This is a genomic window from Dyadobacter sp. SRI_021 (assembly GCF_057586235.1).
On the sequence record NZ_JBYCZM010000006.1, the window covers coordinates 303,134 to 326,869 of the forward strand.

General features: G+C 52.7%; 20 protein-coding genes. 10 read left to right on the plus strand and 10 right to left on the minus strand.

The genetic code is table 11. From position 1 onward, the window contains the following. Position 1 precedes the first annotated feature (1 nt). Positions 2–1,516, minus strand: coding sequence for a succinyl-CoA:acetate CoA-transferase ScpC (gene scpC, locus AC2YIT_RS20195; RefSeq protein ID WP_430849432.1), 1,515 nt, complete (start codon positions 1,514–1,516; stop codon positions 2–4). 258 nt (positions 1,517–1,774) lie between these two features. Here scpC and AC2YIT_RS20200 point away from each other — a divergent pair, with 258 nt between their 5' ends. From AC2YIT_RS20200 to AC2YIT_RS20235, 8 genes are all read left to right on the plus strand, one after another. Then, positions 1,775–2,428, plus strand: a complete 654-nt coding sequence (locus tag AC2YIT_RS20200; protein WP_487280369.1) for a Crp/Fnr family transcriptional regulator — start codon at positions 1,775–1,777, stop codon at positions 2,426–2,428. Between the two features lie 83 nt (positions 2,429–2,511). After that, positions 2,512–3,309 carry a sulfite exporter TauE/SafE family protein gene (locus AC2YIT_RS20205; RefSeq protein ID WP_487280370.1) on the plus strand — a complete coding sequence of 266 codons (798 nt, stop codon included), beginning with the start codon at positions 2,512–2,514 and terminating at the stop codon, positions 3,307–3,309. A gap of 101 nt (positions 3,310–3,410) precedes the next feature. Beyond that, entirely contained in the window at positions 3,411–4,874 is a 1,464-nt protein-coding gene (locus AC2YIT_RS20210; RefSeq protein WP_487280371.1) for an MBL fold metallo-hydrolase, read from the plus strand. Between the two features lie 2 nt (positions 4,875–4,876). Beyond that, on the plus strand, positions 4,877–5,440 hold the full coding sequence (locus AC2YIT_RS20215; RefSeq protein ID WP_487280372.1) for a YeeE/YedE family protein: 564 nt from the start codon (positions 4,877–4,879) through the stop codon (positions 5,438–5,440). 3 nt (positions 5,441–5,443) lie between these two features. After that, positions 5,444–5,947: a DUF6691 family protein gene (locus AC2YIT_RS20220; protein WP_487280373.1), complete on the plus strand. Its 504-nt coding sequence runs from the start codon at positions 5,444–5,446 to the stop codon at positions 5,945–5,947. 38 nt (positions 5,948–5,985) lie between these two features. Then, complete coding sequence (locus AC2YIT_RS20225) at positions 5,986–6,624, plus strand: NAD(P)H-binding protein (RefSeq protein WP_430849420.1); 639 nt, start codon at positions 5,986–5,988, stop codon at positions 6,622–6,624. 146 nt (positions 6,625–6,770) lie between these two features. Beyond that, a complete protein-coding gene (locus AC2YIT_RS20230) occupies positions 6,771–9,875 on the plus strand; it encodes a SusC/RagA family TonB-linked outer membrane protein (RefSeq protein ID WP_487280374.1) in 3,105 nt (1,034 codons plus the stop codon). Between the two features lie 15 nt (positions 9,876–9,890). After that, positions 9,891–11,261 carry a RagB/SusD family nutrient uptake outer membrane protein gene (locus AC2YIT_RS20235; RefSeq protein WP_487280375.1) on the plus strand — a complete coding sequence of 457 codons (1,371 nt, stop codon included), beginning with the start codon at positions 9,891–9,893 and terminating at the stop codon, positions 11,259–11,261. A gap of 121 nt (positions 11,262–11,382) precedes the next feature. On the opposite strand, the gene AC2YIT_RS20240 is transcribed toward AC2YIT_RS20235, so the two are convergent. The 9 genes from AC2YIT_RS20240 to AC2YIT_RS20280 form a co-directional block, all read right to left on the minus strand. Continuing rightward, the gene (locus AC2YIT_RS20240; protein ID WP_487280376.1) at positions 11,383–13,161 is read right to left on the minus strand and encodes a RagB/SusD family nutrient uptake outer membrane protein; all 1,779 of its coding nucleotides are present in this window, start codon (positions 13,159–13,161) and stop codon (positions 11,383–11,385) included. A gap of 22 nt (positions 13,162–13,183) precedes the next feature. Beyond that, positions 13,184–16,339, minus strand: coding sequence for a SusC/RagA family TonB-linked outer membrane protein (locus AC2YIT_RS20245; protein ID WP_487280540.1), 3,156 nt, complete (start codon positions 16,337–16,339; stop codon positions 13,184–13,186). Positions 16,340–16,908: 569 nt separating this feature from the next. Further along, complete coding sequence (locus tag AC2YIT_RS20250) at positions 16,909–17,880, minus strand: FecR family protein (RefSeq protein ID WP_487280377.1); 972 nt, start codon at positions 17,878–17,880, stop codon at positions 16,909–16,911. A gap of 75 nt (positions 17,881–17,955) precedes the next feature. Continuing rightward, positions 17,956–18,519: an RNA polymerase sigma factor gene (locus tag AC2YIT_RS20255; protein WP_430849409.1), complete on the minus strand. Its 564-nt coding sequence runs from the start codon at positions 18,517–18,519 to the stop codon at positions 17,956–17,958. A gap of 208 nt (positions 18,520–18,727) precedes the next feature. After that, on the minus strand, positions 18,728–19,294 hold the full coding sequence (locus AC2YIT_RS20260; protein ID WP_430849407.1) for a dihydrofolate reductase family protein: 567 nt from the start codon (positions 19,292–19,294) through the stop codon (positions 18,728–18,730). A 93-nt stretch (positions 19,295–19,387) separates the two neighbouring features. Further along, on the minus strand, positions 19,388–19,897 hold the full coding sequence (locus AC2YIT_RS20265) for an SRPBCC family protein (protein ID WP_430849405.1): 510 nt from the start codon (positions 19,895–19,897) through the stop codon (positions 19,388–19,390). Continuing rightward, on the minus strand, positions 19,894–20,217 hold the full coding sequence (locus tag AC2YIT_RS20270) for an ArsR/SmtB family transcription factor (RefSeq protein ID WP_430849403.1): 324 nt from the start codon (positions 20,215–20,217) through the stop codon (positions 19,894–19,896). The genes AC2YIT_RS20265 and AC2YIT_RS20270 overlap by 4 nt, the downstream gene beginning before the upstream one ends. 48 nt (positions 20,218–20,265) lie before the next feature. Then, positions 20,266–20,646 (minus strand): DoxX family membrane protein, encoded by a 381-nt coding sequence (locus AC2YIT_RS20275; RefSeq protein ID WP_487280378.1) that lies wholly within the window; start codon positions 20,644–20,646, stop codon positions 20,266–20,268. Between the two features lie 239 nt (positions 20,647–20,885). Next, positions 20,886–21,809, minus strand: coding sequence for a DUF6454 family protein (locus AC2YIT_RS20280; protein ID WP_487280379.1), 924 nt, complete (start codon positions 21,807–21,809; stop codon positions 20,886–20,888). A gap of 155 nt (positions 21,810–21,964) precedes the next feature. Here AC2YIT_RS20280 and AC2YIT_RS20285 point away from each other — a divergent pair, with 155 nt between their 5' ends. Both AC2YIT_RS20285 and AC2YIT_RS20290 read left to right on the plus strand, forming a co-directional pair. Continuing rightward, a complete protein-coding gene (locus tag AC2YIT_RS20285; protein ID WP_430849397.1) occupies positions 21,965–22,618 on the plus strand; it encodes a DUF5683 domain-containing protein in 654 nt (217 codons plus the stop codon). Between the two features lie 114 nt (positions 22,619–22,732). Continuing rightward, a complete protein-coding gene (locus AC2YIT_RS20290) occupies positions 22,733–23,722 on the plus strand; it encodes an AraC family transcriptional regulator (protein WP_430849395.1) in 990 nt (329 codons plus the stop codon). Positions 23,723–23,736 lie beyond the last annotated feature (14 nt).

The following is a 23,736-nucleotide window of genomic DNA, read 5'->3' on the forward strand; positions in this document are numbered from 1 at the left end:
GCTATTTGATGGATTCCAGTAGCTGTGTTTTCATTGAACCGGTTTCGGCCAGGTTGGCGTGCAGCCTGAATGCCTCTTCCAACAGGTGTGGTGTATGGCCCCCGCGGCGGCAGGCACGTTCGAAATACCCGGAGAGCTCCTCGTGGTAATCCGGGTGAACGCAATGCTCGAGGATCATTTCGGCTTTTTGCCTGGGCGAAAGCCCTCTCAAATCGGCGAGCCCCTGTTCGGTCACGATCACATCGACGTCGTGTTCGGAATGGTCCACGTGGGTAACCATGGGTACTATACGAGATATTTTACCTCCCTTCGTGACCGATTCTGTTACGAAAATGCTCAGGTAGCTGTTTTGGGCGAAGTCGGCAGAACCGCCGATGCCGTTCACGATCTGGCTGCCGGCAATATGCGAAGAATTGACGTTGCCGTAAATGTCGCATTCCAGGGCGGTATTAATGGCAATAATGCCAAGCCGTTGGATTACTTCCGCGGCATTGGTAATGTCCTGCGGGCGGAGCACGATCTTATGCCGGTAGCTCTCGAAATCGGCGAATACGCGTTGGTAGCATTCGGTCGACAATGTCATGGAGCTGCCTGAGGCAAAATCCATTTTACCGCTGTCAATCAATCGGAAAGTACTGTCTTGCAGCACCTCTGAATACATGGTCAGGTGCTGAAAGTCGCCATGCGCGAGCCCACCGAGCACGGCGTCGGCAATCTTGCCAATGCCCGCCTGAATGGGCCTGAGGGCGCGGGTAAGCCGGCCGGCAGCGATTTCGCGGTTGAAGAATCGCAGTAAATGCCCGGCAATGGCTTCTGCCGCTGCGTTGCCGGAAGCGGTTTCAGCCGGGCTGTCTTTCTGGCTGGTGAATACAATCGCCGCAATCTTTTCAGGGTCACAGGCAATCACATCCTGGCCAATGCGTTGCCAAACGTCCGTTATGGGCAGTATGGCGCGTCCGGTTGGGTCTTCCGGCAGAAACACATCGTGGATCCCGCGGATTTCGAGTGGAATAGCCTGGTTGATTTCAACAATCACCTGTTTGGCCTGCTGTACGAAGATCGCCGAGTTACCCACCGAAGTGGTGGGTACAATGCTGCCGTCGGCTTCGATGGATGCCGCCTCGACGATCGCAATGTCGATAGGAGGCAGGAAGCCATTGCGGATATGGGCCGCGGTTTCGCTCAGGTTTTCATCGATATACGATAGTTTGCCTTCATTAATGATCGTACGCATCACGGGGTCCGACTGAAAGGGCAACCTCATGGCGATGGCGCCGGCAGTGGCCAGGGCACCGTCTGTCCCTTGTCCGAGCGAAGCGCCGGTCATGAGGGTAATGCGGGTGTGGTCGTTCTCGGCTTTTTCGGCAAAGGCGGCCAATACGGCTTTGCTGTCACCGGAGCGGGTAAACCCGCTGGCGCCCACCACCATGCCATCCTGGATGAGCGAGGCGGCTTGCCCGGCAGGCATTACCCTGCCAGCGAGGGATGTATGTTTGATTCTGGATGTGTCGTTCATGGCAATCGCATTTGAATGTGACGTATTCCTACCTGTTTTGTTTCTGTTGATTACTGAAATCGAATGCAAGTTATGGACGACCCAAGTGGTTAAGGATGATCAATAGTGCTTCAAAGACTGACTTTGGTCATGTCTGTGCGCATGCGTTGCGCGGGCCGGACAGGCAGTAATACGGGGTTACCAGAGGCCGTGTGTGACCAATGTCACAAAGAAGAAGTTCGTAAATGCTTAACTTAGCTTTTTTCAAATCAACAACTAATGAGCATTACCACACAGCATTCCGGGGTTCAGCAACTGCTGGAATCACATTTCGGGCAGTTTGAACCGGAGTTAATCCGCAAACTCGCAGGACATTGCGTGATCCGCGATTTCGAAGCGGATCAACAGCTGATGCGTCCGGGGCAATACTTCAAATCGACCATGCTGATCGTTGAAGGCGGGGTGAAAATATACCGGGAAGATCAGGATGGTAACGAGTTTTTTATGTACCAGCTCGGTCCAGGTGATGCGTGCGCGCTGTCGATGATTTGCGCCACGCGGAAAGAACAGAGCCAGATTTCCGCCAAAGCCATTGAGCCTTCCAAAGCGTTACTCGTTCCGATCGCATTGATGGATGAGTTGATGACCAGTTATAAAACTTGGTACTATTTCGTGCTGGAAACCTATCGTTCCAGGTTCGAGGAGTTGCTGGAAGTGGTGGATAGCATTGCGTTCAAGAGCATGGACGAACGCATCGAATTTTACCTTAAGAATCAGCGCAAGCTTTCGCACAGCGATGAGCTGGCGCTGACCCACCAGCAAATCGCCACCGATATGAATTCTTCAAGGGAAGTGATTTCAAGATTGCTTAAAAAAATGGAACAGCGGGGCATGGTGCGACTGGGCCGGAACACAATTACTATCCTTTTTTAAAGGACATTTCCGGCTATGTAACATTTGTCACAAACCCGCCGGTTTTCGCATTGCAATTTTGTACTTAATTAGCGCAAAGCAGTATGGAAACCATTGGTTATATCGCGTCGGTGTTGATCGGCATCTCTTTGGGGCTCGTCGGCGGGGGAGGGTCGATCCTGACTGTGCCGGTTCTGGTATATATTTTCGGGATCAGCCCGGTCGTATCCACTTCCTATTCATTATTTATTGTCGGCTCGACCAGCCTCGTGGGTGCCTACGGTAATTACCGGCGCGGGCTTGTCAACGTTAAAACGGCATTGTTCTTCGGACTGAGCTCCATGATTACCGTCTATCTGACGCGGAAGCTCCTGGTGCCCTTAATTCCTGAAAACCTCTTCCATATCGGTCATTTCCAGGTAACGGAGCCAGTCCTGACGATGGCCCTGTTCGCCATATTAATGCTCGCGGCGGCGATCGGGATGATCAAAGGCAGGCAAAATCAGCCCGGTTGCCTGGAATGCGACCTGGGGCGTAACATTGTAAAGCTGGGCCTCAGCGCGGTCGGGATTGGTCTTACGACGGGGCTGCTCGGCGCAGGCGGGGGCTTTTTACTGATTCCCACATTGGTATTGGTACTGGGGATGCCCATGCGGGAGGCTGTGGGGACTTCCCTACTGATTATCGCGCTGAATTCGCTGGTAGGGTTTGCCGGGGATTTGGGCCATTTTGCCATCGACTGGTACTTTCTGCTGACGGTGACGCTCGTCGCCATGGCCGGCATCTTCATTGGCGGTCTGCTTGCCCGGAAGCTGGATAGCAGCCAGTTGAAAAAGAGCTTCGGCTGGTTTGTGCTCGCCATGGGATGCTTCATCCTCTTCAAAGAATTCATCCTCCAATAAGAAACAGACCTGTGTGACAAAGGTCACAGACAATGGCCGGCTGCCTTGCGACCTTTGTCACATGGTTCCCCCACCTATCACTCAAAACAGTTCACAGAACAATGAAACTCGAACAAATCTATACAGGTTGCCTGGCACAGGGCGCCTATTATATTGAAAGCGAAGGCGAGGCGGCTGTCATCGACCCACTCCGGGAAACAGGCCCCTATCTGGCCCGTGCGGAAAAGAATGGCGCAAAAATAAAGTATGTGTTGGAAACCCATTTTCATGCCGACTTCGTGAGTGGGCATCTGGACCTTGCCGAAAAAACGGGCGCAACGATCGTGTATGGCCCCACGGCCAACCCCGGTTTCAAGGCGCATATTGCCGCGGACCGTGAAGTGCTCAGACTGGGCAAGATTTCCATTGAAATCATCCATACCCCGGGGCACACGCTGGAAAGTACCTGTTACCTGGTATCCGACGAGAACGGCCGTCAGGTCGGACTCTTTACCGGTGATACGCTGTTTATCGGCGATGTCGGCCGGCCGGACCTTGCGCAGAAGGTCGTCCGGGACCTTACCCAGGATAAGCTCGCGGGCATGCTTTACGATTCACTTCATGACAAAATCCTGCCGCTGGCCGACGATATTGTTGTGTATCCGGCGCACGGGGCAGGTTCGGCTTGCGGCAAGAATATGAGCAAGGAAACCACGGATAGCTTGGGGCACCAAAAAGCCACGAACTACGCTTTGCAACCTATGGACAAGCAGACGTTCATCCAAAAGGTAACCGATGGCCTTACGCCGCCGCCTGCCTATTTCCCTGCAAATGTGATGATGAATATCCAGGGGTACGAAAGCATCGACGAGGTGCTGAACCGGGGAATGCAAGCCCTTACGGCCGATGCATTCGAGGAGGCTGCCAACGAGACAGGCGCGCTCGTATTGGATACCCGCGCGGCGCAGGTGTTCGCGAAAGGCTTCATTCCCAATTCGATCAATATCGGCATTGATGGCAGTTTCGCTCCCTGGGTAGGTGCTCTCATTGAAGACATCCGCCAGCCGATCCTGCTGGTGACCGAGCCTGGTAGGGAGGAAGAAGTTGTGACGCGATTGGCGCGGGTTGGTTATGACAACGCCATCGGACATTTAGCAGGCGGTTTTCAGGCATGGGAAGAGGCCGGAAAAGAAACAGACAGCATTCCTTCGGTGGAGGCTAGCGAATTGCCAGCCCTGCTGAACGCCAATCCCGACTGGCAGATCCTGGATGTGAGGAAGCGGAGCGAATACCTGGCAGAGCACGTGGAAGGAGCGGAAAACCTGCCGTTAGATTACCTGAACGAGCATTTGGAAGATATTGATAGTAACAAAACCTACCTCGTGCACTGCGCTGGAGGTTACCGGTCGATGATCTTCAACTCGATTCTCCGGGCGCGCGGTTACCATAATCTGATCGACGTGGCGGGAGGCTTTAAGGCGATCCGTGAGTCGGGGCTTGTGAAAGTCACGGACTACGTATGCCCAACGAAGCAGGCGGCTGAGAGCGGCGAGGTATTGCATTCACCAAACGGAGGGACGAAATAAAGATGCTGGAAGTGATCAAACAACCGTGGCCCTGGTATGTGGCCGGTCCGCTGATTGGCCTCACAGTACCCGCCCTGCTGATTTTAGGAAATAAACATTTTGGGATTTCGGCCAATTTGCGGCACATCTGCGCGAGCTGCTTCCCGGCAAAAGTGCCATTCTTTCAATATGATTACAAAAGGGAGGTCTGGAACCTGTTTTTTGTGGCGGGTATCGTTTTAGGTGGGGCACTGGCGGCCTATTTTTTAGCAAATCCTGCGGCGATCCAGGTCGATCCGCGGCTGGCGCAAGAACTCGCGACCTATGGAGTCAACGATTTTTCGGGGATGGTGCCCGTGCAGCTTTATTCCTGGGACAGCCTGTTCACGGCCCGCGGGTTGATTATGATGGTGGGCGGAGGCTTTTTCGTCGGATTCGGCTCGCGTTATGCGGGGGGGTGCACGAGCGGACACTCGATCATGGGACTAAGTACCCTGCAATGGCCGTCGCTGGTGGCGACAATCTGCTTCATGGCCGGCGGCTTCATGATGGCCAATTTTATCTTACCCGTTATTTTAAACAACTAATCCATGCAATCTTCCTTCATTGAGGATACCGCCGGGTTCGAAGCCCGGGCGCAGGACACGATCTGCATCAACGAGTCGCATTTGCAGCATAAATGGTACCACAATTTCAAATACCTGGTCGTAGGTGTGCTGTTCGGTGTCGGCTTCGTGAAGGCCGAAGTGATCAGCTGGTTTCGTATCCAGGAGATGTTCCGCCTGCAATCGTTTCATATGTACGGCATCATCGGCTCGGCAGTAGTGACCGGTATCATCTCGGTTTGGTTCATCAGGCGGTTCGGGATTAAAACCATGTACGGCGAACCGATCACCTTCACGCCGAAGAAATTCAACAAGGGGCAGATATACGGCGGGCTCCTGTTCGGCCTCGGTTGGGCGCTTACCGGGGCTTGCCCCGGACCGTTGTTCGCCCAGATCGGGACCGGCGCGACCGTGGTGGCCGTGGTGCTGGCCAGCGCTGTGGCCGGTACCTGGGTGTACGGCCGCTTCCGCAACTCGCTGCCGCATTGATTAATCATTAAATTTACCCGGGCAAACAACCAATCGCTATGAGAGCTTTGATTATCGGCGCTACCGGCGCCACGGGTAAAGACCTGGTGAACACCTTGCTGCGGGATCCGGATTATACCGGCGTGTTAGCATTTGTGCGTCGATCGACAGGCATTCATCACCCTAAATTGACCGAAATCCTCACCGATTTCAACAAAATGGAGTCCATACAGGAGCATATCAAAGGGGACGTCTGGTTCTCGTGCCTGGGAACCACATTAAAAACAGCCGGTTCGAAGGAAAAGCAATGGCATATTGACTATGAGATCCCACTCGAATTTGCCCGGATTGCCAGGCGGAATGGCGTCGCCCAGATGGTATTGCTGTCCTCGTACGGCGCTACTCCGAAAAGCAAGGTGTTTTATTCCAAAATGAAAGGGGAGCTGGAAGAAAAGATGAAAGGGCTGGGATTCGAAAAGCTGATTATTTTCAAGCCCGGCCTGCTGCTCCGCAAAGACACCGACCGCCTGGGCGAAAAGATCAGCGCTTCCGTGATAGGCTTCCTGAACAGGCTCGGGATTGTTCGAAAGTTCCGTCCCATGCCTACGGAAATACTGGCAGAAAAGCTCGCGAAAGTGCCGAAGGTTTGTGCGAACGGAGTACATGTGATGGAGCTGGACCGAATTTTTGAAATATAACTCGCCTCAAAATATTATATTTTTTATGAGCATAATAACAAAATAAACCAGGGCAAATTTCGATAATACCATAACAAAATTTGGTTATTTCGTCTACGGCAATATATTTGTTTGTAGTAACCAATATTAACCAAACCTAACTTGTTATGAGAAGAATTTTTCCGCTTATGCTTCTGGCATGGCTGGTTTGCTGGCTGCCTGCGGCAGCGCAGGGCGTCAGGATTACCGGGAAGGTGACCACCAGTGATGACGCCTCACCCTTGCCCGGAGCTTCGGTGCAACTTAAAGGCACCAACATCGGTACCCAAACTGACGCGGAAGGCGTTTACGCAATCGACGTACCGTCGTCCAACTCTGTGCTGGTATTCAGTTTTGTGGGAATGGTGGCCCAGGAAATTGCCGTGGCGAATCAGAGTACCATCGATGTTAAACTATCAAGCGATGTCCGAAGCCTCAGCGAAGTGGTCGTAACCGGCTACGGTTCGCAGATTAAACGGGACGTTACCGGCAATATCGCCCAGGTGAAAGGCACCGAAATCCAGAATATGCCCGTCACGAGCGTCGATGCGGCCATTCAGGGGAGGGCAGCCGGGGTGTATGTCAACAGCGGTACGGGCAAGCTCGGGCAGGCGATTAACGTGCGCGTGCGGGGCAATTCTTCCATTAGCGCGAGCAGCCAGCCTTTGTATGTGGTCGACGGAATGCCTGTTACCACGGCCGATCTGAGCAACAATGGCGGCGCCACCAACCCACTGTCGGACATCAACTCCAACGACATCGAATCCATTGAAATCCTGAAAGACGCCTCGGCAGGGGCTATTTACGGCTCCCGCGCGGCCAATGGCGTCGTGCTGATAACGACCAAGCGCGGAAAGGCCGGGAAGACCAACGTGAGCGTGAACTACCAGCTGGGTTCCTCGGAAGCGACACGTCGCGTGAAATTCCTCAATGCGGATGAGTACGTGAAGTTCTATACAATGGCAGCCAACAACCGAGATCGTATAGACGGTACCGACACCCAGGATCCCGATTCTTATACGCAATACATGCTCGGGGCGGGCGGTTTCCTCGAATATTACAGCCTGGGCACTTACAATACACCTCAGCAGCAGAATTACTCCTGGCAGGATCAGGCGTTTCAGAAAGGCCCGATGCAGCAGCTCGATTTGCAAGTCAACGGTGGAAGCGAGAAAACGAAGTTCTTTCTTTCGGGGCAGTACCTGGATCAGACGGGTACCTTGGTGGGAAACGAGCTCCAGCGTATTTCCGGGCGCATGAACCTCGATCATCAGGCTTATAAATGGTTGCAGGTAGGATTGTCGATGGGCCTGGCGCGTACGGTTAACCAGCGTTTGCCGGGTGATAATGCATTCTCGAACCCGCTTCAAATGGCTGCGTTGACCCCGCTGACGCCTTTCACCGACCCCAAAACGGGCCTGCCCACCGGAACGCCTCCCGGCGATTTGAATGTGCCGCTCTACTTCAACCCGATGATCTCGATCAACTACGCGAAATTCGAAGCGACCTCGTTCCGCAACCTGACCAACGCTTATGCGCAGTTCAACATCCTGCCGGAACTGAAATTCCGCAGTGAACTGGGTATCGACCTTTTGAACCAGAATGAGGAAGGGTATTACCAAAGCCAGAACGTGCGGAATGTGAGCGAGGCCACCAGCGGGCTGGGTAACAACTATGCCACATTTGTGACGAATTACAATACCAACAACTTCTTCTCGTATGACAAAATGCTCGGCCTGCACGGCATCGGGGCTACGCTGGGGATGTCTTACCAGCAATCGCAGCGGAAATTGAGCTTCGTGGAAGGAACGCAATTCCCGTCCGATTCCTACAAAAAGATTGCCAGCGCGGCTACCAAGTCAGACGGGAGTACTTCGGAAACCAATTTCCGTTTCTTGTCCTATTTCCTGCGGATGAACTACAAGTTTGCCGATAAATACCTGTTGTCTGCGAGCGCGCGTATCGATGGCTCGTCGCGTTTCGGGGTCAATTCGCGTTATGGTTTTTTCCCATCGGCCTCATTGGGCTGGGTGGTTACCGAGGAAAGTTTTCTTAAAAACAACCATCTGCTCAGCTTCCTGAAGCTGCGCGGCAGTTACGGGTTGACGGGGAACTCCGAGATCGGGGATTTTCCGCAATTGGGGCTTTTTTCCGGGGATGCCGGCTATGCAGGGTCCGCCGGGCAGCGCCCGTCGCAGATCGCCAATCCGGACCTGAAATGGGAGACTACCCGCCAGGCGGATTTCGGCGTCGATTTCGGTTTGTTCAACAACCGGATCAGCGGGGAGATCGATTATTATGTCAAAAAAACGAACGGGCTGTTGCTCGAAGTGAATGTGCCGGCAACCTCGGGTTTTTCGGTTCAGTACCGCAACGTAGGCAGGCTGGAAAACAAAGGGTTTGAATTTGTATTGAATACCCAAAATACCGTAGGGGCGTTCCGCTGGACAACCTCCCTGAACGTGGCGAACAATAAGAATAAAGTGACGGACATCCAGGGCCAGGTGATCGAAGGCGGTATCCGCAGCATGAGCCGTGTTATGGAAGGCCAGCCTGTGGGCGTGTTTTACACCGTCGAATACGCCGGTGTGGACCGCGCGAACGGGAATGCATTATTCTATAAAAATACGCCGAACCCCGATGGGACGGTCGACAGGTCTACGGTTACGAATAGCGGATACAACAGCGCGCAACGGGTAGTGGCCGGTAATCCGAACCCCAAATTTGTGGGTGGTATTACCAACACGTTTTCCTATAAGGGAATCGATTTGAGTGTGTTTTTCAATGGCGTTTCCGGCAATAAGATCAACTTCTACGGGGTAGGGCAGTACTCGTCGGCCAACGGGATCTACGAAGATAACCAGACGGCCGATCAGATGAATGCCTGGACGCCCGAGAACCCCGATACCGATGTTCCGGAGGCCCGTTTCTACCGGGGTAACGGCAATCAGGCATCTACACGATACATTTTCAATGGCTCGTATCTCCGGTTGCGGTCGATGACATTGGGCTACAACCTGCCTACCGCACTGGTGCGCCGCATTAAAATGGAAAAAGTGCGCGTGTATGTCTCGGCGCTCAACCTCGCTACTTTCACTAACTACAAAGGTTGGGACCCAGAGGTTAACACCGATGACCTGAGCGAGAAGGACACCAAGTTCGCGCTGGGCAATGACTTTTACACAGCTCCCCAGCCGCGGACATTGCTGGTGGGCATCAATGTCGGATTTTAACATTGCATTCTCATCATGAAAAAGAACAGATATATCCTACCGGTCCTGCTATCAGCGATGTTGATGGCTGCGGGCTGTGACAACAGGCTGGATGTTCAGCCGACCCAAAGTATCGACGAAAATGTAGCCCTGAGTACTTCCCGCGACGTTGAGGTGACCCTCATCGGATGTTACGACGGTTTGCAGGATGAGGATGTGTACGGCGGGGCGTTTCAGTATGCGTCCGAATTGCTCGGTAATGCCGATGAGCTGGGCTTCGGAGGTACGTTTCAGAACCTGCTCGAAATGTACAACAAGGAGATGACTACCAACAATGCGACCGCTACCGCCACCTGGCGCGACTCGTACGTGGCGATCAACCGCTGCAACAATGTACTTTCGGCGCTCGATATCGTCGATGAAGACAAGCGCGCCCGTGTCGAGGGCGAAGCCCGGTTTATCCGCGGGTCGATTTATTTTGACCTGGTAAGATTGTATGCCAAAACCTGGGGGGACGGCGATAATGCCTCCAACCCCGGCGTGCCTTTGGTATTAAAGCCGACGCGTGTCCTTACCGATGCCGACAAAATACCCCGGAACCCCGTGGCGGAAGTATATGCGCAGGTATTGGAAGACCTTACCAAAGCCAAATCACTGTTGCCTGAAAGCAATACCATTTACGCAACCAAATATGCGGCGTCGGCACAGCTCTCGCGCGTGTACCTGATGCAGGGCAACTACGCCGCTGCACGTGATGAAGCCAACGAGGTAATTGCATCGGATAAATTCTCGCTTAATGCCGCATTCGAATCGTTGTTTTTTACATTTCTAAAAAATAGCGGGGCCAATCCGAAGGAATACATATTCTCGATGATCGTGACTCAGCAGGACGGTACCAATGATATGAATACTTTCTTTGGAACGACCGTTTCGGACATCGTGGGAACCGCGGGCCGCGGTGACATCCGCGTACTGGCGAAGCACCGGGGCCTGTACGAAGCCGGTGACAAACGGGGTGCATTTTTTGTAACTACCAACAACACGTTCACCCAGAAACACCTGGATCAATTCGGTAATGTGCTGCAATTCCGATTAGCAGAAATGTATCTGACCCGCGCCGAGGCAAACCTGCGCCTCAACAGCCAGACAGGTGCCACGCCACTCGCGGACTTGAACCTGATCCGGGCCCGTGCAGGCCTGAATGCGGCTACCGCGGCAACGATCGAGTCTGTGCTTAAAGAGCGGCATCTGGAACTGGCATTCGAGGGCCATACGTTGCACGACCTCAGACGCACGCGGCGAAATGTGGGGGCTTTGCCGTATAATTCTCCCAAGCTGATTATGCCCATTCCGCAGCGGGAAATGGACGTGAACAAGCAGCTGGTCCAAAACCAGGGTTACAATTAACAGACTAACCGGATTCCTGAATCAGAAGCGGTCTTTTTCTTGAATCAAATCAAATGCCGAACGGTGACAGATCTATTCTGCTACCGTTCGGCATTTTGGCGTTTCTTAGGAGCAGTCCTTCTTAGTTATATCCCGGATTTTGTTTAAGCAACGGCGTGCCGTTCACGACGCTCATATCGATTTGATATTGCGGGATCGGGAAGTAGTTGTTCTTGCCGTCCAGGTATTTGCCGCCGGCGAGGTCGGTGGTGATCTTGGATTCGTAGCCGAAATAGGCGTTAATGGCCGTATTGGCCTTACCCCAACGCACGAGGTCGAAAAAGCGGTGACCTTCCATCGCCAGCTCGATGCCGCGTTCGTAGTAGATCGCTTCAAGCAAGCCATCCTTCCCTTTGGCCGCCAATGTGCCGGCGGGGTAGGGTTTGATCACATAGTTAGCGGCCGGGGTACCCGAAAAGCCGCCCAGCGGGTTGGAATCGTTGGTGTATTTGTACAGCCAGCCGGTTTTGTCCGCCGCGCGGCTTCTCACTTTGTTAACATATTCCTCCGCTTTGGCGAGACTTCCTCCATTGGCTTCCGCTTCCGCTGCCAGCAACAACACATCGGCAAAGCGGATCACCAACACGTTGATCGCATTACCGGGCGCCCAGGAGCTGAGGTCGGCGTAGAGGTCCTGCGTTTTCTGCCGGTGAATGTTCTTTTTTGGAGCATAGGGGCCGCCATAGGGCTGGTCCCGCACCCAGTTTATGCCCGGATAAATGCCCCAGTCATGGTACGGAATGCCGCGGCGGCCGACGGTCCAGTCCAGGCGCGGATCGAGGTTACCGGCATCGGGCGTGAATGCGGTGGCGGAGGCAATGCCCATATCGTTCTTGACGGCGTGACTGTTGAAATCAGTCAGGTAGGGCAGTCCGCCGGCATCGGTGCGGTACATATTGACGAGCATTTGCGTGGGCTGGAAGAAACCGCAGCAGCTGAACGGCGCGCCTGTTCCGTAGGGGAAGTTGAGCATGCTGCCTTGATTGGCATTGGTGATATCGAGCGTCCCGTCGTTAGCCACCATTTGTATCGCGAACACCGATTCCGCATTGTTTTTAGTGGCTGCATCGAAATTGTCCTTGAAAGAAACGAGGCCATATTTCAAGCCGTTGGTCGTGACGCCATTGTTGATCACATCGGTAAAAACCTTTACAGCGTCAGCGTATTTTTTCTGATACAAATAGGTTTTGCCCAAATAAGCCCCGGCGGCCCATTTGTTAGCCCTTCCTACCAGGGTTTGCGTGGCTGGCAGCTGCTCATAGGCCGCTTTGAAATCCGCTTCGATCAGTGGCCAGATATCCTTATCGTTGGGCTGGTTAAAATCGGTGGTAGTTTCATCGATCCAGGGCACCATGTTCCACATTTTCTTCAATTCGAAATAGTAGTGTGCCCGCAGGAACCGTGCCTGTCCTTCGATATTCGCCTTATTCTCGGCCGAAACGTCGGTAGCCAGCGCGAGCACTTTCAGCACGGTGTTGGACCGTGAAACGCCTTCGTACAATGCCTTCCATTTGCTGTTGAAAAAGCCATTGTCGGCCCCGGTACTGAATGTCGCAATAGCGCTGATGGGCGTCTGGTCGCCGCCGTCGCTGCCTTTGTGCGCATCGCCGCCGGGAATGGCGCCGTACACCCAGTTGTCGGGCGGTGATTCCCAGCCGCTGCCGCCGGTGAAATCGCCCTGGCCGTCGAGTGCGGCATAGGCGCCGGTGAGCAGGCCGTCGACGCCTTTTGCATTGGCGAGCACATCATCGCCCAATGCGCCTTGAACAGGTTTGTCCAGAAAATCGTCCTGACAGGCCTGTAACATTGTAAAACCGCCGATCCAGCAAAGAACGGCTATATATTTCATGAACTTCTTCATAATCGCGTTGCTTGAAGATGGGTTAAAAAGTGAGGTTCAGGCCAATGGTGTATTGCCGCGAAGAAGGGTAGGAGCCCTCGTCAATGCCGAATACGGTAGGGTTGCCGCTCGCATTCCGGCTCACTTCGGGATCGAGCCCTGAATAACCGGTGATGGTGAACAGGTTGGTCGCCTGCAGGTACACGCGGAACTGCTGTGCGCGGATCTTCTTCATCAGCGGAGCAGGGAATGTATACCCGATTTGCAGGTTCTTCGCACGCAGGTAAGAGCCGTCTTCTATAAAATAGGAATTGGGCACATTGATGGTACTGAAAGAGCTGGAATTCTCCTGGATCGGGGCTTTGGCATTGTGGTTCTCCGGCGTCCAGGAATCGTACAAGGCGGTTTTGCTTTTCGCTCCCGAGCGTGACGAGTTGAAGTCACTCCACCAGAGGGTTTGGTTCCAGAGCTGGTTGCCCTGAACGCCGTACAAGAACAAACTGAAATCGAAGCTTTTGTAGGTCAAGCCAATATTTAATCCATAACTGAAATCGGGGTTCGGATTGCCGAGCATCTGGCGGTCGGCGGAAGTGATCTGGCCATCGCCGTTGATATTCTCATACCGGAACCGCCCCACCGAGGCACCGTCCTGGTAGACTGCATTCTTGTCGCCGGTTTGTTTCACCGCTTCGGCATTGGCGGCAGCAATTTCTTCCTGCGAGTTCCAGAAGCCGATCACTTTGTAGCCGAAGAACTGGCCGATGGAATTCCCTACCTGGTTGCGGACAATGGAGGCCCCGTCGAAACCGCGGCCATCGACATCGAAATAATTGGTGCTGTTGGTAACTTTTTTGATTTTGTTGTTATAGGTAGTTAAAGTCAGTGTCGCATTCAGTTTCAGGTCGCTTGCGAGGTCGAATTTGGAGTCGATTTGCAGGTCGATTCCCTTGTTTTTCATCTGCCCGATGTTCACAAAAGGCACCGTACCACCGCCGGCCGTGCCGATTAATGCCGGGTTGAACAGCAGGTCCTTGATTTCCTTTATATAATAGTCCGCGATCACGTCCAGTCTGCCTTTGAAGAAAGTAGCGTCAATACCGATGTTGGTACTGATATTCTTCTCCCAAACCGCATTCGGGTTGCCGATCTGGCTTTTTTCAAAACCTTCCAATGCGCCGGAGCCGCTGGTGCCGCCGAGGTCGTAGTAAGAGCTGCGGCGATTGGAGCTGTAAGTGGTGAACGCATTGCCGGATTTTACGTTGATCTGGTTACCCATAATCCCGTAGTTGGCCCTGATTTTCAGATCGTCTATCCACGTCAGGTTGCGCATGAAATCCTCGCGGGAAATGCGCCAGCCCGCGCTTACGGCCGGGAAGAAACCGTACCGCTCGTTGATGAACTTGGAAGATCCGTCGCGGCGAAGGATCGCGCCGAAGAGGAATTTGTCGTTGTAAATGTAATCCAGGCGACCGATGAGCGAGTACAGCGCATCTGCGGAGCGGCTGCTCGAATTGCTGCGCGTGCCGGAGCCGGTGTTCAGGTTCATATAGTCGGGGTCAAAAGAGAAATATCCCTGCGTGCTGCCGCCGAGTTCGTAATATTTGCCGCTATATGCTTCGGTTCCTGCCGCGACGGTCAGGTCGTGTTTGCCCATTGTTTTGTGAAAGGTCAGCAAATTAGTCCACGTCCAGTTGAAACCAGAGTAGGAGCCTTCCGAATAGGTGTTGGTATTGCTGTTTTCCTTGTTTTCGTAGGTAGGGAAAGAAAACGAGCTCCATCTGCCCGAATAGTTCTCTCCGCCGAAGCTGGTGCGGAGCGTGAAATAGTTGAAAAGGTCGAATTCAGCGAAAATATTACCGAACAGGCGGTTGTCAAGCCCTTTATCGTAGCGGGTACGGTCGCGCATGGCTACGGGATTGAAAGCATCGCCCATGCCTGAGGCGCGGCTGCCTGCGTAGTTGCCCATGATGTCGTGCACAGGTACGATCGGCTGCATGCGGAAAGAGAATGCAATGGCCGAGCCGCCGTCCGACAGGCTGGTTTTGGGGTTGTCGGAAATCGAATAGGCCAGGTTCTCACCAATGCGGACGTGCTTGCCGATGTTGTACTGGCTGTTCGACCGGAGCGTGTAGCGTTTCAGGTAAGTGTTGGTCAACGCGCCCTGCTGGTTGAAATAATTCAATGAAAAGAGGTAGTTGCCCTGGTCGCTGCCGCCGCTGAGCGAGATATTATGGCTCGTGGAAGGTGCGGGTTTGAATATTTCGTGAAACCAATCGGTACCGTTTTTGTTGGCCTTTACAATCTGGTTAAAAGTATTAAAATCGTCTACCGAAGTGTAATTCGGGTTCACGTAGTACAACTCCGGATTGGTCCGCGGATCGCCTTCCTTGGCGCCGGCAGGGAGAATGTAGTCGGGCAGGACGGGAGAGGTTCCATAGCCGTACTGGTCGTCGCCCACGGTGAGTCCCGAGTTTTTCTGCACCTGGAATTTGAGCTGGGCCTGTTCCTGCGGCGTCAGGGTGTTCCATACATTGCCTCCCGGAGGTGTCTGAATGCCAAACCAGGCGCTGTAATTGATTTTAACCTTATCCTTCCCTTTTTTGGTTGTAATGATAATTACCCCGTTGGCCGCCCTCGAACCGTAAATGGACGCCGAACCGGCATCTTTCAACACCTGCATGGAGGCGATGTCGTTCGTGTTCAGGTCGGAAATGGAGGTGGTAGGCACACCGTCGACCACGTACAGGGGCGAGTTGTCGCCGAATGTATTCAAACCGCGAATGCGTACCTGCGGCGTTTCGCCCGGCTGCCCCGAGCTAAGGATCGTAACCCCCGAGGCGCGGCCTTGCAACTGGTTGGCAACCTGTCCGTCAGGCGTTTGTTTCAGCTGCTCCACATCCACGACGGACACCGCACCGATCAAATCCTTCTTGCGCTGTGCGCCATAACCGGTCACGACGAGTTCGGTCAATGTCGAAACGTCAGGTTTTAAGGCAACATCCACACTGGTACGCGCGCCTACCATCACCTCTTGCGCCACAAAACCAATGAAGCTGAATATCAGAATGGATTCGTCGCCGGCAACGTCGATGGTGTAATTTCCGTCGACGTCGGTCATGGTACCTTCATTGGTGCCTTTCACACGGATCGCCACGGAGGGCAATGCTTCACCTTTTTCGTCGGTCACCTTTCCTTTCACCGGCCGGGCCAGCGTTTGCGTTACCGGTACGATTTCGCGGAGGATCTCCGTTTTCGGCCTTTCGGTGATCCCGATCATATTGCCTACCTGCCTGAATTCCAGGTCCGTCTGCTTCTCGATCATTTTCAGGATTGCCGGGACCGGCTGTCCCAGCGCGTAGATGGTGATTTCGGGTGCTTTGCGCACCAGCTTCTCGTCGAAAGCAAAAGTGAGACCGGTTTGCTGCTCGATCTGTCTCAAGACTGTCTTTACCCGGGTTTGCCGCATATCCATGCTCACGTGCTGGGCCTCCGTAGGCCCGGCCATGAGCAAGGCGGTTGTCAGGACATTAATACCCAGTATTAGCGTAGAAATGCGCATACATTTTTTGAATAAGGGGAGCCCCTTATGGTAATAATTCACCATATTTGTCTGATGTTTAATAGTTAAGCTGTTAAACCGCGTCCGCCCGCCATTCATGGTTCCAAGCATTGCCTGGCAGGGGACAACCGATACCGGGGACATTCGCAGTGTTCCCGGTATTCACCAGACCAGCCTTCCTGGAAAGCCAGCCCTATTTTTTGTTCTTCCTATCTGATTACTATCGTGCTGTCGTTTAGTTGTGAATAATTGAAATTCTTGGAGAACCCCAGGACTTTCAGCACGTCGTTCATAGGCTGGTCGTCGAGGGTGAGCGATATTTTTTCGGTAGAGAGTCCCGGTTTTTCGATTACGATATGCTGGTTGTACTTTCTTTCCAATGCGTGCAGCACTTCCACCAGGAGTTCATCCTCGAACACCAGTCGGTTGTCCTTCCAGGGGGCAATGGCCGGTTTGCTGATCTCGTTTACCAGTATTTTCTGCGTTTTTTCGGGTACGACGGCCTGCTCGGCGGGTAGCAGCATGAGAGCAGGTTGCCCCGGTTTGTCGCGCATCTGCACGCCTACCTTGCCCGTCTTGACCGTTACCTTGATATCCCGGTCGTTTTTGTAGGCTTTTACGTCGAATGAAGTCCCCAGCACGGTAATGTCCAGCGTTTTGGCGTGTACGATAAAAGGCTTGGCGGTATCGTGGGCGATGTCAAAGAATGCCTGTCCTTCGCGCAGTACCACTTCGCGCGTTTTCCCCTTGAATGCCGCCGGATAGCTGAGTATCGAACCCGCATTGAGCCAGATATGCGAGCCGTCGGGCAGATTTACCCTGACGGTTTTACCAAGCGGCGCGGTCACGAGTCTGACGTTGCTCCCCGTTGGCTTATGCCCGTTAGTCCAGAGCAAAAATCCAACGAGAACGACCGCCGCAGCGGCCGAAGACCAGGCCGCGAACCTTTGAATCCATCCAAACCTTTTCACAGGCTTGTATTGCTCCTGCCGGCTTCGCAGATTGGCGTGCATCCGGTCGCGAACTTCGGAGGCGCCTTCGGCCGTCGTGGTAGTGACGGTTTCCGGGCTTTGGTCGTCAGCGAGCCGGTCGTACCAATCGTGCAACAGCTGTTTTTCTTCTTCCGAAGCGGTTCCTTCGAAGAATTTCCTGGCAAGCAATCTGATGTATTCCTGTGTCATTGCAAAGCGGATTGGCCCTTTGCAACACATAGAGGGGAGATGTTGGGAAAACCCCTTAGTTGGATGGAAAAAAAATTACAGCAGCAAAGCCACTACATGATTCAGGCTCGACCGGACGATCTTCAATGCCTTGGTCAGGTGCGCTTCCGCAGTTTTGTGTGAGATGTTCAATTCTTCGCAGACGTCGGGCAGCGAGCGGTCGTGTAATTTGTTGTACTGGAAAACGAGCCTGCATTTTTCGGGCAGGCGGTTGGTGAGGTTGGTAATGATTTCGAGCAGCAGGCGGTTTTCAATCTCCTGATCAATCGATACCGACGGCGCAGCCTCGTACCGGATCGATTGTTCAACTTCCTCGGCCTGTTTGGATTTGGCCAGATAACGGTACACTTCATAGCGGAGCATAGCAGCCAGATAGGGCCCGAGTGATTGTATTTCAAGTGCTTCCCGCTTGATCCAGAGGAGCATGAATGTATCCTGCGTGATCTCTTCGGCAACCGCCGCTGATTTGACCATCCGATGGGCGGTATAATAGAGCTTATCCCAATACCGCGTGTAGATTTCATCGAACGCCCGCTCCTCACCCTCTCTCAGCAGCGCCGCGAGCTGATCGTCAGATAAAGAGGGAGGCAGGGTTCTCATGGCGGGTTAGCAGCAAACCAGTTGTTGTTAACCAAATATATACATTAATGCATTCATAATATTGCTTGATCTGCTAAAAATGCAGAATTAAAACTATGAAATTGAGGTGAAAATGAGTATTGGAGTATTTAAATTATAGAATTTCAACATTTTATTCTGTTGAAATTGTCTTGCGAACACATTTGCGATGAGATGGTCCGATACCCTGTTATCGCTTCGTGTAATGTAGCGTAACGACGCCCGAGCCGAGCGTTTTCGATTCCTGCAGAACCAGATTGTTCATGGGGGCGTCGCTGTCGAACAGGCTGATTCCTTCTCCCAATATCACCGGATGCAGGGTTAGCTGGTACTCGTCGATCAGTCCGAGTTTCGCTAAACTTTTGGCAAGGCCGGGGCTGCCGAATATGACGAGGTCTTTGCCCGGCTGCTGTTTCAGTTTGTTCACTTCTGCCTCGACGTTGTCTTTGATCAGCGTGGTATTGTTCCAGTCGGCACTTGGTAATGTCGTTGAGAAAACGATCTTGGGAATTTCCTGCACCCATTTCGCGTGCGCGAGCGCATGACCGTCCGCATTAGGGTCGTTCAGCACGGTCGGCCAGTAGCCTTCCATTAAATGGTAAGTATTTTTGCCGTACACGGGTGCGCCCACTGTTTTGACGAGCTCGTCCGCGAATTGTTGCAGCTCCTTGTCGTAAGACAAAAAGCCAAGACCACCGTTTTTGTCGCCGGCAAAACCATCAAGGGACATGTGTGCAAATAGGACCAATTTTCTCATTTCGATCGTGTTTCGTCTGTTTTTGAATTAGCGTTTCAATATACAAAACTATTGGCTGGACAGTTATGCTGCCCAGCCAATAAGCCTTGCTTTCTATGCTCTTCCGGTGAGTTTGTCCAGCAACTCGTCCAGTTTTTCCAGTGTTGCAAGCATGCCTTCTTCCATACCCATCTGCATGGTCGTTTCGAGGTCTTCCAGGGATTTGTAGGTCACTACCGTTTCGACTACGGCGTTTTCGCCTTTGTCGGTGAACGTAACCACCCATTCGGCGCGGGGCAGCGATTCGTTGATTTCACCTTCCGCATTTGAAAAAGCGTCGGTCGAGGTGTAAAAATCGATCGGCTGGATTTTGATATAATCCGTCCAGCCCCAGTATTCGTTGCCGTTTGGTTCCACCATCGCATAATGCCAGTGGCCGCCTTCGCGGAAGTCCATGGACTTGGTTTTGGTAGTCAGCGGCTTAGGGGCAAACCACTGGTCCAGCAGTTCTTTTTTGGTATGACAATCCCAGACCAGCTGGCGGCCGGCACGGAACTCACGGCGTATGGTCAATGTGTTTTTTGTTTTGTCTGCTACGAAGTCGAATTGAAGGTTGTGTTTCATTGTTGCTGTTGTTTTTTAAGTGTTTCTAAAAGGTCGTCGAGCTGATCGAACCGGTTTTCCCAGATCTTTCGGAACTGTTCCAGCCAGTGATCGATCTCTTTCATTTTATCGATCTGAAGTTTGTAATAGATTTCGCGGCCTTGTTGCTGCGGCTGGACCAGTTCGCACTCGGTCAGGACCTTCAAATGCTTCGAAACGGCCTGGCGTGTGGTATCGAAATGCTCCGCGATGGCGTTGGGGGTCATAGCCTGCACGGCGATCAGCACGATAATAGCCCTGCGGGTCGGGTCGGCGATAGCCTGGAAAATGTCTCTTCTCATGGGATTATCACAGATATTTTTGTGCAAGATAACTTCACCGGAACCCCATTATCTGGATACGATCGGCAAATACTTTCTCCAGTTATCCGCGATCACCCAGGCGATCACGGCGATCAATACCGAAACAAAGGGAAGGCCCGACGGAGCAGCGGTCATGTTGGTCAGCAGAACGCCCACTATGACAGGTACGAGGACGATAGCCCCAAGTGCCCGGGTCCGGGGAATTGTCAGCAACAGGCCCCCGGCTATTTCCGCGGCACCTACCAGGGGCATCAGCCAGCCGATCTGTGCAAACGCCATTCCGGTTTTGATCATTTTTTCCGGCAGATCGGCCGGCATAGGCATGTAGTGCAGGAACTTATCCAGACCTGCGTTGACGAAACTGAGCCCAGTGAGAAGGCAAAGGACGGACAAAATTTTCTGTTTCATAGCTGTTGATTGTTTAAATGAGAAACTGATTGGTTGCAAATTTATGTGAAACCAATCAGTTGCGCAAATAAATTATAAAAATTTTTGACGAAAGCCACCCGGCTGTACCTGACAACACTTTACTACACCTGATAATACCTGACTACAAATGACGACGAAGTCATTAATAGTCAGGTGTAGTCATTAATAGTTAGGTGTAGTCAGGTGTTGTTGGGAGCCGGCGATCACCACCCCGGATTCTAGCGGGCTTCGTAAATGTAGATAACCGTTTGGTCGTCGTCCGGTGCGAAGGAGAGCCGGAGTCTGCCGTTTTTTATTTCCGGGAAGAAGGGATTGTTACAAATATTGGCGCCCCGCGGCGTTTTGATCGTTAACGGCAGTTGGTAAAGGGTCTGATACCCGTCTGTCCGCATGAGCTGGATACCTCCCAGGGCAAAGTTTTGGTCGCCTTGCTTCCACCGGTTGAGCCCGGAGCAGAGCATCATCGTGTCTCCCACATATTTTGCGTCCTGGATTTTGAAAGTGAGCATGTTATTGGGTTCCCTCGAAATCAGCTCCCAGCCCTGGCGCGTATCATCCTTGCGGGCCCATTTATAGAATAGTTCGGAGTCCCAGTTCATGCCGATGACCTCTTCATTTCCCACGCATACCACCGCCCCCAGCGCGTCACGGACATCCCACATCTTTTCGGCTTCCATCGTCAGCGGGTCCATCCTGTAAACGGTTGAGTTACCGTGGGGACGGTACTCGCAAACCGGTATCCAGATATACTTGCCATCAAAGTCGATGCCGCCGGGGTGATAAATACTCTTTTCGCCGATAGTTACCTGGGCGACCAGTTTTCCCCTTTCGTCGAATTTGAAGACCCGCCCGATGCCTTCACCGTTGTCGCGGTCGAAACCACCCACCGGGCCGGGATACTTTTCGGGCCAGCGTTTCACATCCACGGCCGTCAGGAAATAATACCCGCCGGCCTTTACCAGTCCTTGCGTATGGAAAGTTTGAAATGGTAAAACGATGGAGTCGGTCAAAACGAACTGCTTTTCTGAGGTGTACCCAGGCAGCTTCCGGGTAATTTCACTGTGATTGTTCTGGGCGGCTGTCTTTTGCGCCACCAGCGCCGAAACTACGGCAAGCAGGACAGCCAAGTATTTAAATTTCATAAACGGAACGTTTCAACAGGTTAGGGTCCAGGCAGGCAAATATAGGATGTTGCTGAAAAGAATATTCAGCGGAAGGAGCGAAGCAATTAACATTTTTTATGTTGCGGAAGAGAGTTCAGCGTGTTTGCTTGCTACCATTAACCATTTAGCAAGCCATGACTCTCATTCTGAAATTTTCGTGCATCGCCGCATTTTGCCTTACATTGACAACGGCGCCGACGATATCCGCCAACCCTGCATATCCTAAAAACTCGGCTACCACTGACACCCTCCGTAAACCGGGTACACGCGATGTAAAACCACGTAGTCCCCGAAAGGCGACGCTCCTCGCCATTGCACCCGGCTTGGGGCAAGGTTACAATGGGGATTTTTGGAAACTTCCGATCGCATATGCAGCGCTTGGAGGAAGCATTTTTACGGTCCATTTGAATTCCCTTAAATACCATGATTACCTGAAAGCATATTGGTTGTTCTATGATCAGAGTACCGGTACGCCTGTGCACGGTATCACCGAGGATACCGAAATGCCGGTCCGGGTGAGGAACCTCCTCAACACAAAAAGTACCGTGAAACTGCTTACGAAGGATCAGATCGTGAGGAACAAAGACGTGTGGCGCAGGTACCGAAATGTGTCCATTCTCACTTCCGGACTCATTTACGTGCTTACCATCATTGAAGCCAACGTGGCTGCCCACCTCAAAACATTTGATGTTTCCGATGATCTGTCGGTCAGGATCGGACCCGGTGCGGCAGGAACGCCGTTTCCGGCGTTTGTTCCTGGTTTGCAGGTTGTTTTGAACTTCAAGTAGCGGGCGGTTGCCGGTGAAGCCGTTTGTCTACGGAATCTGCTTTCCGTCGACAAAATATGGCAGTCTCTCGTTTTGCCGCTATTTTACGTCGTTCATTAAAATAGTACATGATCCATGGCCGCAGCCCTCATCCAATCAGCCGATTTCATCCATGCAGATTCCTTTCCCAACCCGCAATTGCTCCGTCCGCAAATGGGGGTAAGGACTGGTAGGGAAGCCGGTGCCGGGCATGATGCAAAAGAGGGGAATCTTAAATTCAGAAGCTGGCTTTTTCCGGATATCCATGTAATGAACCTACATTGGCAGGTTGGCCGGGATGTAAGCATTGTTGAAGAGAGTCGCGCCGACACTGTTAATATTAATTTTCAGATGTCAGGCCATATGAATACCCGGTTCACGGGAATAGCCCGGGAAGTGGGTATGAAGCCTCACCAGCATAACCTGATTTTTTCGCCCGAAGGCAGCTTTCGGAACACCGTCAGGGCGGGCGAACAGGTGGAAATGTTTCACATTAGTTTGAGGAAAAAATACTTTTCGGAGCTGATCGGCTGTGAGGACCGGTGGAGCGAGCGTGCGCAGGAGTCGCTGTTGAAAGACAGGCCCTTTGCGGGAGCGGAATTGAATGCGGGTATGACGCCCTACATGCAAAAACTGATCGGGGACATCAAGCAATGCGGGCAAGCGGGGGCAATGCAAAGGCTGATGCTCCAATCGAAGGTATTGGAACTGGTCGCTCTGCATCTGGGGCAGTTGCAGGCCGGCACGTCCTGTGCGCCGGGTTTGACTGTTGGGGAAATCGGGCGGTTAAACGAGTTGAAAGCGTACCTGGATGTTCACTTTCTGGAAGATTTGAGCTTGCCGCAACTGAGCCGGCTGTGTTTGCTGAATGAATTTAAACTCAAAAAGGGATTCAGGGAACTGTTCGGAACGACGGTGTTTGCCTATTTGCGTAAGCTAAGAATGGATTTTGCGGTGAACCTCCTCCTGGATTCTTCAAAAAGTATCGATCATATTTCAGACATGCTGGGTTACGAACATCCCCAACATTTCTCGACGGCATTCAAGCGCTATCACGGATCGCCGCCATCGAGTTTCCGTTCGTGAAAGCCGGTATTGGC

Coding starts and splice junctions, on each gene's coding strand:
- scpC (WP_430849432.1), bottom strand. CDS start 1,516: ATGAACGACACATCCAGAATCAAACATACATCCCTCGCTGGCAGGGTA.
- AC2YIT_RS20200 (WP_487280369.1), top strand. CDS start 1,775: ATGAGCATTACCACACAGCATTCCGGGGTTCAGCAACTGCTGGAATCA.
- AC2YIT_RS20205 (WP_487280370.1), top strand. CDS start 2,512: ATGGAAACCATTGGTTATATCGCGTCGGTGTTGATCGGCATCTCTTTG.
- AC2YIT_RS20210 (WP_487280371.1), top strand. CDS start 3,411: ATGAAACTCGAACAAATCTATACAGGTTGCCTGGCACAGGGCGCCTAT.
- AC2YIT_RS20215 (WP_487280372.1), top strand. CDS start 4,877: ATGCTGGAAGTGATCAAACAACCGTGGCCCTGGTATGTGGCCGGTCCG.
- AC2YIT_RS20220 (WP_487280373.1), top strand. CDS start 5,444: ATGCAATCTTCCTTCATTGAGGATACCGCCGGGTTCGAAGCCCGGGCG.
- AC2YIT_RS20225 (WP_430849420.1), top strand. CDS start 5,986: ATGAGAGCTTTGATTATCGGCGCTACCGGCGCCACGGGTAAAGACCTG.
- AC2YIT_RS20230 (WP_487280374.1), top strand. CDS start 6,771: ATGAGAAGAATTTTTCCGCTTATGCTTCTGGCATGGCTGGTTTGCTGG.
- AC2YIT_RS20235 (WP_487280375.1), top strand. CDS start 9,891: ATGAAAAAGAACAGATATATCCTACCGGTCCTGCTATCAGCGATGTTG.
- AC2YIT_RS20240 (WP_487280376.1), bottom strand. CDS start 13,161: ATGAAGAAGTTCATGAAATATATAGCCGTTCTTTGCTGGATCGGCGGT.
- AC2YIT_RS20250 (WP_487280377.1), bottom strand. CDS start 17,880: ATGACACAGGAATACATCAGATTGCTTGCCAGGAAATTCTTCGAAGGA.
- AC2YIT_RS20255 (WP_430849409.1), bottom strand. CDS start 18,519: ATGAGAACCCTGCCTCCCTCTTTATCTGACGATCAGCTCGCGGCGCTG.
- AC2YIT_RS20260 (WP_430849407.1), bottom strand. CDS start 19,294: ATGAGAAAATTGGTCCTATTTGCACACATGTCCCTTGATGGTTTTGCC.
- AC2YIT_RS20265 (WP_430849405.1), bottom strand. CDS start 19,897: ATGAAACACAACCTTCAATTCGACTTCGTAGCAGACAAAACAAAAAAC.
- AC2YIT_RS20270 (WP_430849403.1), bottom strand. CDS start 20,217: ATGAGAAGAGACATTTTCCAGGCTATCGCCGACCCGACCCGCAGGGCT.
- AC2YIT_RS20275 (WP_487280378.1), bottom strand. CDS start 20,646: ATGAAACAGAAAATTTTGTCCGTCCTTTGCCTTCTCACTGGGCTCAGT.
- AC2YIT_RS20280 (WP_487280379.1), bottom strand. CDS start 21,809: ATGAAATTTAAATACTTGGCTGTCCTGCTTGCCGTAGTTTCGGCGCTG.
- AC2YIT_RS20285 (WP_430849397.1), top strand. CDS start 21,965: ATGACTCTCATTCTGAAATTTTCGTGCATCGCCGCATTTTGCCTTACA.
- AC2YIT_RS20290 (WP_430849395.1), top strand. CDS start 22,733: ATGGCCGCAGCCCTCATCCAATCAGCCGATTTCATCCATGCAGATTCC.